12 protein-coding genes are annotated in these 12831 nt (G+C 74.6%); 8 read left to right on the plus strand and 4 right to left on the minus strand.

The genetic code is table 11. The annotated features are described in order from the left end of the window. Nucleotides 1–72: 72 nt before the first annotated feature. On the plus strand, nucleotides 73–1314 hold the full coding sequence (locus ACZ6D7_RS34985) for a molybdopterin-dependent oxidoreductase (protein ID WP_469499865.1): 1242 nt from the start codon (nucleotides 73–75) through the stop codon (nucleotides 1312–1314). Between the two features lie 313 nt (nucleotides 1315–1627). On the opposite strand, the gene ACZ6D7_RS34990 is transcribed toward ACZ6D7_RS34985, so the two are convergent. Genes ACZ6D7_RS34990 through ACZ6D7_RS35000 form a run of 3 tightly spaced genes read right to left on the minus strand, consistent with a single transcriptional unit; the run spans nucleotide 1628 to nucleotide 3860 of the window. Beyond that, nucleotides 1628–2539, minus strand: a complete 912-nt coding sequence (locus ACZ6D7_RS34990; RefSeq protein ID WP_469499866.1) for a class I SAM-dependent methyltransferase — start codon at nucleotides 2537–2539, stop codon at nucleotides 1628–1630. After that, complete coding sequence (locus ACZ6D7_RS34995) at nucleotides 2536–3153, minus strand: TIGR04282 family arsenosugar biosynthesis glycosyltransferase (RefSeq protein WP_469499868.1); 618 nt, start codon at nucleotides 3151–3153, stop codon at nucleotides 2536–2538. Before ACZ6D7_RS34995 ends, ACZ6D7_RS34990 begins: the two co-directional genes overlap by 4 nt. Continuing rightward, complete coding sequence (locus ACZ6D7_RS35000) at nucleotides 3150–3860, minus strand: glycosyltransferase family 2 protein (RefSeq protein WP_469499871.1); 711 nt, start codon at nucleotides 3858–3860, stop codon at nucleotides 3150–3152. The genes ACZ6D7_RS34995 and ACZ6D7_RS35000 overlap by 4 nt, the downstream gene beginning before the upstream one ends. A gap of 114 nt (nucleotides 3861–3974) precedes the next feature. Here ACZ6D7_RS35000 and ACZ6D7_RS35005 point away from each other — a divergent pair, with 114 nt between their 5' ends. After that, complete coding sequence (locus ACZ6D7_RS35005; protein WP_469499872.1) at nucleotides 3975–4736, plus strand: response regulator transcription factor; 762 nt, start codon at nucleotides 3975–3977, stop codon at nucleotides 4734–4736. 2 nt (nucleotides 4737–4738) lie between these two features. After that, complete coding sequence (locus ACZ6D7_RS35010) at nucleotides 4739–5848, plus strand: sensor histidine kinase (RefSeq protein ID WP_469499874.1); 1110 nt, start codon at nucleotides 4739–4741, stop codon at nucleotides 5846–5848. 36 nt (nucleotides 5849–5884) lie between these two features. Here ACZ6D7_RS35010 and ACZ6D7_RS35015 read toward each other — a convergent pair whose 3' ends face one another. Further along, nucleotides 5885–6922 (minus strand): NAD-dependent epimerase/dehydratase family protein, encoded by a 1038-nt coding sequence (locus tag ACZ6D7_RS35015; RefSeq protein ID WP_469499875.1) that lies wholly within the window; start codon nucleotides 6920–6922, stop codon nucleotides 5885–5887. A 793-nt stretch (nucleotides 6923–7715) separates the two neighbouring features. On the opposite strand from ACZ6D7_RS35015, the gene ACZ6D7_RS35020 reads away from it, so the two are divergent. From ACZ6D7_RS35020 to ACZ6D7_RS35040, 5 genes are all read left to right on the plus strand, one after another. After that, on the plus strand, nucleotides 7716–8000 hold the full coding sequence (locus tag ACZ6D7_RS35020) for a hypothetical protein (RefSeq protein WP_469499877.1): 285 nt from the start codon (nucleotides 7716–7718) through the stop codon (nucleotides 7998–8000). Further along, the gene (locus ACZ6D7_RS35025; protein ID WP_469499879.1) at nucleotides 8000–10327 is read left to right on the plus strand and encodes a heavy metal translocating P-type ATPase; all 2328 of its coding nucleotides are present in this window, start codon (nucleotides 8000–8002) and stop codon (nucleotides 10325–10327) included. Before ACZ6D7_RS35020 ends, ACZ6D7_RS35025 begins: the two co-directional genes overlap by 1 nt. Then, nucleotides 10324–10848 carry a copper chaperone PCu(A)C gene (locus ACZ6D7_RS35030; RefSeq protein WP_469499880.1) on the plus strand — a complete coding sequence of 175 codons (525 nt, stop codon included), beginning with the start codon at nucleotides 10324–10326 and terminating at the stop codon, nucleotides 10846–10848. The genes ACZ6D7_RS35025 and ACZ6D7_RS35030 overlap by 4 nt, the downstream gene beginning before the upstream one ends. Before the next feature lie 148 nt (nucleotides 10849–10996). Further along, nucleotides 10997–11743 (plus strand): hypothetical protein, encoded by a 747-nt coding sequence (locus tag ACZ6D7_RS35035; protein ID WP_469499881.1) that lies wholly within the window; start codon nucleotides 10997–10999, stop codon nucleotides 11741–11743. A gap of 260 nt (nucleotides 11744–12003) precedes the next feature. After that, nucleotides 12004–12693 carry a sigma-70 family RNA polymerase sigma factor gene (locus ACZ6D7_RS35040; RefSeq protein WP_469499883.1) on the plus strand — a complete coding sequence of 230 codons (690 nt, stop codon included), beginning with the start codon at nucleotides 12004–12006 and terminating at the stop codon, nucleotides 12691–12693. Nucleotides 12694–12831 lie beyond the last annotated feature (138 nt).

The raw sequence follows: 12831 nt of genomic DNA on the forward strand, positions 1-12831 counted from the left end.
CGGGCCGGACGTCAGCGTTTCGTCATGGGTCGCGGAGCCCGTTCAGGGGGTGCCCCGGCCTACGGTCGGCTCATGCGCGACGATCCACGGCTCCCCACCTCTCCCGGCTTCTGGCGCAGCCCGCTGCGCGGCCCCTGGTTCACGTCCCTGCTCGGCGTCGTCCTGCTCGTCGGCATCACGGTGCTGTTCGTGACGGGCCTGGTCTCGTACGCCGCCTACAACCCGGATCTGTCGCCGGTGAACGACAAGACGCCGGACAAGGGCGTCCTCGGCTTCTACCTCTTCGCCTGGCCGACGGACCCGCACTGGCTGTACCGGCTCAACCAGGGCGTCCACGTCACCCTCGGCATCACCCTGATCCCGGTGCTGCTGGCCAAGCTGTGGTCGGTGGTGCCGAAGCTGTTCGCGCTGCCGCCGGCCCGCTCGCTCGCCCACGCCCTGGAGCGGATCTCCCTGCTGCTGCTGGTCGGCGGCGGCCTCTTCGAGTTCGTGACCGGCGTCCTCAACATCCAGCTCGACTACGTCTTCCCGGGCTCCTTCTACCCGCTGCACTTCTACGGCGCGTGGGTGTTCTTCGCCGCGTTCGTCGCCCACGCCGTCCTGAAGGCGCCCAAGGCGCTGCGCAATCTGCGCCACCTGCGCCACCCGCGCGAGGAGGAGCAGGACGACCTGGTGTCCCCGCGCCCCGCCGAGCCGACCGTGTCCCGGCGGGGTGCCCTGTGGTTCGTCGGGGGCGGCTCGCTGCTGCTGTTCCTGACGTCCGTCGGGCAGAACGTCGACGCCCTGCGCCGCACGGCCCTCCTCGCCCCGCACGGCGGAGCCGACCCCGGCAGTGGCCCGAACGGCTTCCAGATCAACAAGACCGCCGCGTACGCCGGCATCGACCCGGCGGAGACGAGCGCCGACGCCTGGCGGCTCGTGGTCACCGGACGCACCGGCACCGTCCGCCTCAGCCGCGCCCAGCTCGCCGAACTCCCCCTGCACAGCTCGGCGTTGCCCATCGCCTGCGTCGAGGGCTGGTCGACGTCCGACCAGTGGTGGCGCGGCGTACGGCTGCGCGACCTCGCCGCGCTCGTCGGGTACGAGGACGACCCGCCGGACGTGCTCGTCGAGTCCCTCCAGCGGCACGGCGCGTTCCGCCGCGCCGCCCTGCGCGCCAACCAGGTCGCGGATCCGCGCTCCCTGCTCGCCCTGTACGTCAACGGCGAGGACCTGTCCCCCGACCACGGCCACCCCGCCCGGGTGATCGTGCCCGCCGCGCCCGGTGTGCTGAACACCAAGTGGGTGGCCCGGATGACGTTCGGAGACCTGTGATGCGACGCCCCATCCCGCTCGGCAGTCCCTTCCAACTGCTGCTGCTCGCCTGCTCGTTCGCGCTCGCCGCCTACGCGGGCGTCCGGCTGCTCGCGGACGACTGGTTCGGCGTCGCGCTGTGGATCGTGGGCGCCGCGCTGCTGCACGACCTCGTCCTGCTGCCCCTGTACGCGGCGGCGGACCGGGCGCTCTCGGGCGGGCTCGGCGCGGCGGGCCACCGCGAGTGGACGATGTACGTGCGCGTCCCGGCCGCCCTGTCCGGCCTGCTCCTGCTCGTGTGGTTCCCGCTGATCGGCGGCATGGTGGACCGGCGCTACCGCCTGGGCACGGGCCTGTCGCCGGACGGCTTCGCGGTCCGCTGGCTGCTGATCACCGCCGTCCTCTTCGGCGGCTCGGCACTGCTGTTGGCGCTGCGGCTGCGCAGGGCGAGGAAGCGGCGGTCACCGGCCGCCCACTGACCGGCCCTCCGCCAGCCCCGCGCGTACCGCAGCAGGGCCGGGGTGCCGAGCCGCGCCCAGGGGAAGGGGGCGCCGGTGGCGGCGCGGGCGTCGGTGAGGCGGACCTGAACGCGTTCGTCGACGTCCACCGGCGCGGTCTCGGCGATCAGCAGCCCGCCGGGGACGAGCAGCTCCGCCGTCCGCTCCAGGAGGGCGCGCGGATCGCCGCCGATGCCCAGGTTGCCGTCCATGAGCAGGACGGTGTCCCAGCGGCCCTCGCCGGGCAGCGGCTCGAACACCGACCGTCGCAGCGCCGGGCCGCCGAGCCGCGCGGTGCGGTCGACGGCGGCCTCGCTGACGTCGATGCCGAGGACGGTCCGGCCCCGGGCGGCGAGTTCGGCGACCAGCCGCCCCGGGCCGCAGCCGACGTCCAGCACGGCGCCCTCGCACCGGTCCAGGACGTCCAGGTCGACCGGGTCGGCCCGGGCGCACCAGCGTTCCACCTCCAGCGGCAGCAGGCGGCCGTCGGCGCGGCGCAGGAACAGCGGGCCACGGCCGGCCCGCAGAGCGGCGGCGTACGGGTCGGCACCCGCCCACGCCGAGTACGGGGAGCCTGAGGGCCCGGCGTACGGGACCGCGTACGGATGCGTGTACGGGTCCGCGTACGGGTCCCTGTGCGGGTCCGCGTACGGATCGGCCGAGGTCCGGGCTGCGGGCAGGGCGGCCGGCAGGGCTGCGGGCAGGGCGGCGGGCAGGGCGTTCGACGGCGCGCGCAGCGGCGCGGTCATCGGCGGGTCCCCGCCGTGCACCTGGCCAGCCGCGCCGCGAAACGGCCGTGCGGGGCCAGCGCGGCGACGGCGTGGGCGTCGGCGGCCGTGTCGACGTCCCGCAGCCGGGGCAGATCACGCACCCGCAGCCCGGCCGAGACCAGCCGCTCCCGCTGGACGGCCCCGGTCCCCGGTGTCGACATGGGCACGCCCCGCAGCAGGGCCGGATCGGGCTCGGCCAGCCCGAGGGACCAGAAGCCGCCGTCCTCGGCCGGTCCGAAGTACGCGTCGCAGTCCGCGAAGTCGACGCCCAGCAGGTCCGGCGTCACCTGCGGGGTGTCCATGCCGATCAGCAGGGCCGGCCCGTCGCAGCGGGCGAAGGCGTCCGCGAGCCGTTCGTCGAGACCGCCCGGGCACTGCGGTACGACGTCGAAGCCGGGCGGGAGCCAGGGGCCGGGGGTGCCGTCCAGCACGAGGACACGGCGCGCGGCAGGTGCCGCGGCCACCGCCCGGAGGGTGTCCGCGAGGGACGCCTCCGCGAGCGCCGCCGCCTCGCGCGGGGTGAACGGCGGGGTGAGCCGGGTCTTGACCCGCCCCGGCAGCGGCTCCTTGGCGATGACGAGCAGGGTGGTCATCGGGCCGTCCCTTCCGGGGCCGGGGACTCGTGCAGGACGCGGCTCATGTCCCGCACCGCGTGCCAGGTGCCGCGCCAGGTGCCCGTCACCTTCGAGGCACCGGCCCGCGGCAGGTAGGGGACGTCGTGCTCGGTGATCCGCCAGCCCGCGTCGGCGGCGCGCACCACCATCTGGAGCGGGTAGCCGCTGCGCCGGTCGGTGAGGCCGAGGGCGAGCAGCGGCTCGCGGCGGGCGGCCCGCAGCGGGCCGAGGTCGTGCAGGGCGAGACCGGTGCGGCGGCGCAGCAGCCGGGCGAGCGCGAGGTTGCCGGCCCGGGCGTGCACCGGCCAGGTGCCCCGGCCGCGCGGACGTCTGCGGCCCAGCACCAGGTCGGCGGTGCCGGCCCGGACCTCGGTCACGAAGGGCACGAGCAGCGACGGGTCCAGGGAGGCGTCGCAGTCGCAGAAGCACACGATGCCGGCGGTGGCGGCGGCCAGCCCGGCGTGGCAGGCGGCGCCGAAGCCGCGCCGCGGCTCGTGGACGACCGTCGCGCCGAGGTCCCGGGCGAGGTCCGCCGAGCCGTCGGTGGAACCGTTGTCCACGACCAGGGCGCGCCAGCCGGCCGGGATCCGGGCCAGCACCCAGGGCAGGGCCTGCGCCTCGTCCAGACAGGGGAGCACGACATCGACGTCGCCCGGCGGCGAGGGGGAGAGGGTCACGCTCTTCACCCTACGAACGTGAATCGGGCATATCGGGCTGCGGCTCCTTACGAAACGCGGACGTCGCGCCGCCGGGAGCCCTCCCGCGCCGTGCCGGCGCACGCGTGGTGCGAGGCTGGAGGCATGCAGCAGCGAGGTGATGTCCCAGAGGCCGCCCGGGTCCTGGTCGTCGACGACGACCCCACGGTCGCGGAGGTCGTCGCAGGCTATCTGGACCGGGCCGGCTACACCGTCGACCGGGCCGACGACGGCCCCACGGCCCTGACCCGGGCCGCCGCACACTGGCCCGACCTGGTCGTCCTCGACCTGATGCTGCCCGGCATGGACGGCCTGGAGGTGTGCCGCCGGATGCGCGGCCACGGGCCCGTGCCGGTCATCATGCTCACCGCGCGCGGCGACGAGGACGACCGCATCCTCGGCCTGGAGGTCGGCGCCGACGACTACGTCACCAAGCCGTTCAGCCCGCGCGAGCTGGTCCTGCGGGTGGAGTCGGTGCTGCGCCGCGCCCTGCCCCGCGCCCGGCTCCAGCCGAGTGGGGACGACCCCGCCCCCACCGGCGCCGGGGTGCTGGCCGCCGGTGGTCTGACCGTCGACCCCGCCGCCCGCCGCGCCACCCGCGACGGCGCCGAACTCGCCCTCACCCTGCGCGAGTTCGACCTCCTGGCCTTCTTCCTGCGGCACCCGGGAAGGGCGTTCGGCCGGGAGGACCTGATGCGGGAGGTGTGGGGCTGGGACTTCGGCGACCTGTCCACCGTCACCGTCCATGTCCGCCGGCTGCGCGGCAAGGTCGAGGACGACCCCGCCCGGCCCCGGCTCATCCAAACGGTGTGGGGCGTGGGCTACCGCTTCGAACCGGAACCCGAACCCGAATCCGGCGGGGAGTGACCATGCGGGACACGATGCTCATCGCCCTGTACGCCTTCGCCGGGGCGGCGGTCACCGGCCTGGCCGGGGCGGGCGCGCTGCGCCTGCTGCGCCGCCGCTCGCTCACGGCCTCCCTCACCGTGGTGGCGGCGGTCGGGGTGGTCGCGATGCTCGCGGGCACGCTGGCCGTCGCCTGGGCGATGTTCCTGTCGCCGCACGACCTGACCGTGGTGACGACGGTCGTGGCGATGGCGGCGGTCGCCGCCCTGGCCACCGCGCTGCTGCTGGGCCGCCGGGTGGTCGCGCGCAGCCGCGAACTCGCTCTCGCGGCACGCTCGTTCGGCGACAGCGGCGACTTCGCCGTCCCGGACGGCCCCGCCACCGCCGAACTCGACGCGCTCAGCCGTGAGTTGACGGCGACCAGCGCCAGACTGGCCGAATCCCGCGACCGCGAACGGGCGTTGGAGACCTCGCGGCGCGAGCTGGTCGCCTGGATCTCGCACGACCTGCGCACCCCGCTGGCCGGTCTGCGCGCGATGTCCGAGGCGCTGGAGGACGGGGTGGCCGCCGACCCCGACCGCTACCTGAGACAGATCCGCACCGAGGTCGAGCGCCTCGACGTCATGGTCGGCGACCTCTTCGAACTGTCCCGCATCCACGCCGGCACCCTGCCGCTGGCCTGCTCCCGGATCTCGCTCTACGACCTCATCGGCGACGCCCTGGCGGGCGCGGACCCGCTCGCCCGGGAGCACGGCGTGCGGCTCGTCGGCGACCGGGTGGAGCCGGTCCCGGTGGAGGTCGACGGCAAGGAGATGAGCCGGGTGCTGGGAAACCTCCTGGTCAACGCGATCCGCCGGACCCCCGCCGACGGCACGGTCGCAGTGGCGGCCGAGCGTTCGCCGGAGGGTGTGGTGGTGTCGGTGACCGACGGCTGCGGCGGCATCCCCGAGGAGGACCTCTCCCGGGTCTTCGACACCGGCTGGCGCGGCACCCACGCCCGGACCCCGCCGGCCGGCGCGGGCCTCGGCCTCGCCATCGTCCGGGGCATCGTGGAGGCGCACCAGGGCCGGGCCACCGTACGCAACATCCCGGGCGGCTGCCGCTTCGAGGTACTCCTGCCGACGGCACCCTGAGGCTTCGAGGCGGTGCCGCCGGCGGCGCCGCGAAGCTCATTCGACCGCCGCGAACTCCCGCATGCCCTCCGCGAAGCCGACCCGGGGCGTCCAGCCGAGGTCGGCCCGCAGGCGGGAGGAGTCCGCGGTGATGTGGCGGACGTCCCCCAGCCGGTACTCGCCGGTGACGACGGGCTCGGGCCCGCCGTGCGCGGCGGCCAGGGCGCGGGCCATCTCGCCGACGGTGTGCGGCTCGCCGCTGCCGGTGTTGTACACCGTCAGCACCCCGTTCCCCGTCCCGTTCCGTGTCCCGCTTCCTGGTCCGTTTCCTGGTCCGTCCCCTGTTCCGGCCTCCAGTGCGGCCACGTTGGCGGCGGCCACGTCCCGGACGTGCACGAAGTCCCGCCGCTGCCGCCCGTCCTCGAAGACCCGCGGGGCCTCGCCGCGGGCCAGCGAGGAGCGGAAGAAGGAGGCCACGCCGGCGTACGGGGTGTCGCGGGGCATCCGGGGCCCGTACACGTTGTGGTAGCGCAGCGACACCGCCGCCCCGCCCGTGCAGCGCGCCCACGCCGCGGCCAGATGCTCCTGGGCGAGCTTGGTCGTGGCGTACACGTTCCGCGGATCGGCCGGGGCGTCCTCGCCGGCCAGGCCGGGGGCGAGGTCGTCCCCGCACACCGGACAGGCGGGCTCGAACCGTCCCGCGTCGAGATCGGCGACCGCCCGGGGCCCGGGCCGTACGACCCCGTGCCGCGCGCACGCGTACCGCCCCTCCCCGTAGACGACCATCGACCCGGCCAGCACCAGACGCCCGACGCCCGCCTCCGCCATGGCGGTGAGGAGGACGGCGGTACCGAGGTCGTTGCGCGAGACGTACTCCGCCGCGTCGGCGACCCCGTCGCCGAGGCCGACCATCGCCGCCTGGTGACAGACCGCGTCGACGCCGACGAGGGCCCGGGCCACGGCGACGGGGTCGCGCACATCGGCGCCGGGATCCGCCCGGACGTCGTACACGAGCGGCTCGTGCCCGCGTGCCCGCAGCGCGTCGACGACATGGGACCCGATGAACCCGGCACCGCCGGTGACCAGTACACGCATACGGCCACGCTAGGTCCGCCGCGACCCCGCGCCCCGTGACCCGCCGGGCACGTCATCACTCCGTAAGACCTGCGCGGGGCGCGTCGAACAGGGACGGAACGGGCACGGCGCGAGACCCTTGCGCCCTGATCAACGCGTCGCTCGGCGGAGGAGGGTCCGGCGCGGCGACGGGGGACCGCGCCGGGCCCGCCCCCTTCCACCGAACGGAATCGGCACTGGAACCCGAACCGGAAACGGAACTTGAGCCGGAACGTGACTCGGAACCGGAGCTTGAACCGGGGAGCGGGCCGGCGCAGCCCGCCCCGGCCCCGCCTCCCGCCCCGCCTCCGGACTCGTCGCCGGACACAGAACCGGCAGCGTCCGCCCGGCGCGGCATCTGGAACCTGCGGGGCCGGCCGGCCCTCGGCGTGAGCGCCGCGATCCTGGTGCTCGCGGCGGGAGCATGGGCACTGATCCCAGGGACGCCGCCACCGGCGAAGACGAAGACCACGACGACGACCACGACCACAACCACAACCACAACCACAACCACGAAGGACAGCCGACTCCTCTTCTCGGACGCGTGCGCCGGGACGGTGAGCATAGGCCAACAGGACGCCTGCCTACGCGAGGTACAGCGGCTCATCGCCCGGGTTCCCCGTCCCCTTCACCGTCGGGTACCGGCCGGTGAGGTGGACACGCGTGACGCGCGCCACATATTCGCTCCGGAACCCGTGCGGCGGCCGTTCCGACTATTGAGTCGGTACGGCGCGATCCGAGTGACGCCGTACGACGTGACCTGGAGACGCGGTTGATGGACGAGTCCCGGCAATCCTCCTCGAGCGGCGCGGCCGCACTCCTGCGGAGAGCGGCGCCTCCGCCCGCGCTCTGCGGCTTTCTCCTCCTGCTGGCCCTGATCTTCACGGTGTCCTACGCCGTGGGTGTCGGCGTCGGCCCTGTCGCCCCCGGCATGCACGGCACCGGCACGAGCACGGGCACGGGCACGAGCGGCGACGACGAGGGCGGTGGCGGTGACGGGGGGATGGATGACATGGATGACATGGGAGATATGGGAGACATGCAGGGGGGACACGGCTGATGGGTGCTGAACCGTCGGCCGTTCTCGTGACGACCGATCTGACCGTCGGCGGCATGACCTGTGCGGCCTGTGTGACCCGTGTCGAGAAGAAGCTCGGCAAGCTGGACGGGGTCACGGCGACCGTCAATCTCGCCACCGGGATGGCTCGGGTGAGTCATCCGGCGGACCTCGGCCCGGACGAACTCGTCGCGACCATCGAGAAGGCCGGCTACACGGCCGCCCTGCCCCGGCCGCCCCGGAGACAGGAGTCCGCCGACGACGGCGGTGAGCCCGAGGACACCCGGCGGGAACGGCACCGCCTGGTCGTCACCACCCTGCTCGCACTCCCCGTGCTCGTGCTGTCGATGGCGCCGGGCCTGCAGTTCCGCAACTGGCAGTGGCTGTGCTTCGCGCTCGCCGCGCCCGTGGCCGTGTGGGGTGCCTTCCCCTTCCACGCGCGGGCGGTACGCGGGCTGCGGCACTCGGCGGCGACCATGGACACCCTGGTGTCACTCGGTGTGGTGGCGTCCTTCGCCTGGTCGACGTACGCGCTCTTCCTCGGGGGCGCCGGCGATCCCTGGATGCGGATGCCGTTCACGCTTGTACCGACCGCCTCGGACGGCGTCGCGCACATTTACCTGGAAGCGGCCGTCGGCGTACCGCTGTTCGTGCTGGCGGGGCGGTTCCTGGAAGCCAGGGCACGGCACGGTACGGGGGCGGCGCTGCGGTCGCTGGCCCGGCTCGCGGCCAAGGACGTGTCCGTACGGGAGGGCAGCGGAGCCGAACGGCTCGTTCCCATCGAGGAGCTGAGGGCGGGGCAGGTCTTCGTCGTACGTCCGGGGGAGCGGGTCGCCACCGACGGCAGGGTGACGGAGGGCAGTTCGGCCGTGGACCTCTCCCTGGTCACCGGGGAGAGCGATCCCGTCGAGGTCGGACCCGGTTCGGCCGTGGTCGGCGGGGCCGTGAACGCCGGCGGGCTGCTGCTCGTACGGGCCACCGCCGTGGGGGCGGACACGCAGCTCGCCCGGATCACCCGGCTGGTGACCGAGGCGCAGGCCGGGAAGGCGCGGGCGCAGCGGCTGGCGGACTCGGTGGCCGGTGTCTTCGTACCGGTCGTACTGGCGCTCGCCGTTACCGCGCTCGGGTTCTGGCTGGGCGCCGGGGCCGATCCGCAGGCGGCGCTCACGGCGTGCGTGGCCGTGCTGGTCGTGGCCTGCCCGTGCGCGCTGGGGCTCGCGACCCCGACCGCGCTGATGGCCGCGACCGGCCGGGGCGCCCAGCTCGGTGTCCTGGTCACCGGCCCCCAGGCGCTGGAGGGGCTTCAGCACGTCGACGCCGTCGTCCTGGACAAGACCGGCACGCTCACGTCCGGCCATATGACCGTCGCCCGGATCACCGCCGTACCGGACGGGCTCGGCCGCGATGAGGTGCTGCGGCTGGCGGGGGCCGTGGAGCAGGGCTCGGAGCATCCGCTCGGCCGGGCCGTCACCGCGTACGCCCGGCGGGAGCCGGCCGAGCAACGGCTGCCGGACGTGGGCGACTTCGACGCCCTGCCGGGACGGGGAGTGCGCGGCCGGGTGGAGGGACGGCTGGTCGAGGTCCTCGCGCCGGACGGCGAGGTGCCACCGGCTCTCGCGCAGGCCCTGGCGCACGCCGAAGAGGCCGCGCACACGGCGGTCCTGGTCCGCGTCGACGGGGTGGTCGAGGCGCTGATCGAGATCGGGGACGTCGTACGACCCGGCAGCTACCGGGCCGTCGAGCGGCTGCGGCGTCTCGGTGTCCGCCCCGTGCTCGCCACGGGCGACCGGGAGGCGCCCGCCCGTGCCGTGGCGCGGGCGCTGGGCATCGAGGAGGTGCACGCCCGCTGCACCCCCGAGGGCAAGGCCGACCTCGTACGGGAGCTGAAGGAGCAGGGGTACCGGGTCGCGGTGGTCGGCGACGGTGTGAACGACGCCGCCGCGCTGGCCGGCGCCGACCTGGGCATCGCCATGGGCAGCGGGACGGACGTGGCCATCGGGGCCGCCGATGTGACCCTGGTCCGCGGTGACATCGAGGCCCTCGCCGACGCGGTCCGGCTCGCCCGGCGCACGCTGGGCACGATCCGGGTCAACCTCGTGTGGGCCTTCGGCTACAACGTCGTCACCGTGCCGCTGGCCATGGTGGGCTTGCTGAACCCGATGCTCGCGGCGGCGGCGATGTCGGCCAGCTCCGTGCTGGTGGTCGCCAACAGCCTGCGGCTGCGCGCCTGGCAGCCGTCGCCGTCGCCGTCGTCGCCGTCGCCGTCGCCGTCGTCGCCGTCGCCGTCGCCGTCGTCGCCGTCGTCGGCGGCTCGCAGGAGTGCCCGATGAACGGACAGCGCCTCGGGCGGCCGACCCGTCGCCGGCTCACGGGCGCCCTGCTCGCCGCGCTCGCGCCCGTCGCCGCCTGCGGCCTCGCCCTCGGCGGGCTGAGCATGTGGACCGCCTACGGAAACGCCGGCAGCCCCGCCCGGATCGGCGTCACCGACGGCAAGGTGTTCCTGCCCTCCGGCGACACCCCGGAGACGGCGGCCTTCTTCCGGATCACCAACAGCGGCGGCTCGGCGGACCGGCTGCTGAGGGTGACGACCGCCGAGGCCGGCGACGGCACGCCCACCCTGAGCCGTCACGTCATGACCGGCGGCAACGCGGCCTCCGACCGGACGGTGGCCTCCGTCGCCGTGCCGGCCGGAGACAGCCTCGCCATGTCCCCGGACGGCCTCGACGTGATCGTGCCGGCGAAGGAGGGCTGGCAGCCTGGTGATCTCGTCTCGTTCACGCTGCACTTCGAGCACAGCGGGGCGGTGGAGACCCTCGCGGTGGTGGTCCGTCCGGGCCGGGACGGCGTATGACGCCTCGTCCGTGGAGCCGACCGGATCGTCCGTCGCGTTCCGGCGGGGCGCCGTGTCCTGTATCACTCTCTTTGGGGTGAGTGGCAGGCCCGGGTTCCGTGCGTACCCACCGGTGGCGGGCGGAGCCCGATGCGAGGATGAGGCCGTCATGACTGCTGGGTGGTGTGCGCGCACGGTACGCGCCGCGGTGTTCGCGGCCGTCTGTGTGCTGCTCGCCGCCCTCGGACACGTGCTGATGTCCGGCTCCACCGTGCCGTGGTGGACGATGGCCGCCGGGTTCGGCGCCACGAGTGGCGTCGGCTGGGGCCTGGCGGGCCGTGAACGCGGCCTCCCGCTGGTGGTGTCCGTCGTGGTCGTCGCGCAGGGGGCTCTCCACTCGGTCTTCTCGGCGGTCCCGTCGGTGCCGTCGGTGCCTTCGGGATCCGGCGCGGGCGCCGCGCAGCGGGACATGAGCGGCATGGCGACGAACGCGACGAACGCGACGGACGCGATGGACGCGATGTACATGGGGTCCATGCCGTCCATGCCGTCCATGCCGTCCATGTCGTCCATGGCCTCCATGGCCATGGGTCACTCGGCGGATGAGGGCCACTTCGGGCACCTGGCGCACGGCACGGGCGGCACGTCGTCGCTCGGCATGCTCGCCGCCCACGCGCTGGCCGCGCTGCTGAGCGGTCTGTGGCTGGCCTACGGCGAGCGGGCCGCGTTCCGTCTTCTTCGGGCCGTCGCCGGATGGCTCGCCGCCCCGCTTCGGCTGCCGCTCGGCGCCCTGCCCGCTCCGTGGTGCCGGCCCCGGCTGCGGCCGACGCGCGAACGTGCGGAGCGGGTGCCGCGGCTGACATTCCCGCACACGATCATCTCTCGGGGGCCTCCGGCCGGGATCGCTGTCGTCTGAGACAGCCGGTTTCCCGAGGCCGTCCCACGGGCGGCGCCGCGTCTGCCGGCGCCGAGGCCTCGGGCCCGGGTCGTGCACCCGCCGTACGACCCGCTCCCACTTCCGTCCCGGGACCTTTCCGCAGCGGCACGCCGTACGCCCGGCCGGCCAGGGCGCCGTACGCCCGGCCTGTCAGGGCGCTCACGCCCGGCGTCTGTCAGGGCGCTCGTACGCGCGCCGTCGTGCCGGATCGAACCCGGATCACCCGAGAAGGACATCAGGTGATCACTTCTGTCCTCCCCCCGACGGCGTCGCCCGACGACCCGGCCACGGCCTGGGCCCTCGCCGCCCGCACCGGCGACCCCGACGCCGTCGACCGCTTCGTACGCGCCCTGCATCCCGACGTCGTCCGCTACGTCAGCTACCTCTCCGCCGACCGCCAGCTGGCCGACGACCTGGCGCAGGACACGTTTCTGCGGGCACTGGGGAGCCTGCACCGGTTCGAGGGGCGCTCGTCGGCGCGCACCTGGCTGCTGTCCATCGCCCGCCGCACGGTGGTCGACAGCCTGCGGTACGCCGCCACCCGGCCGAGGCCGGCCGACGTCGACGACTGGACGGTCTGGGCCGAGCGGGCCCAGCCGACCGGTCTGCCCGGCTTCGACGACGGCGTGGCCCTGCTCGACCTGCTGGACGCGCTGCCCGCCGAGCGCCGCGAGGCGTTCGTCCTCACCCAACTGGCGGGACTGCCCTACGAGGAGGCCGCCGAGGCCGGGGGCTGCCCGGTCGGGACGATCCGCTCACGGGTGGCACGGGCTCGGGCGACCCTCGTCGAGCTTCTTGACGAAGCCGAGAGGGCCAGCGCGCCGACGGAGGCACCCAACGGCGGCACAACGGCCCACGGGACGTTCGCTGTGCGGACACGGGAACTCGACGGTCCGTCGGCGCGACTACATGTTCGTAAGGCCGGCTGAGGCAGTGGGCGTGCGGGAGAGGGCGAGCGTGCCCTCAGCCGTGTGACCGGACAGTCGCGTGTCTTCAACTTCCGTCACCGCAAAGGAAATTGATCCGAAAGGCCGGGAACTCGAGCTCACCCGCGACCGACTACTGGT

This window comes from Streptomyces sp. NPDC041784, from assembly GCF_055591025.1.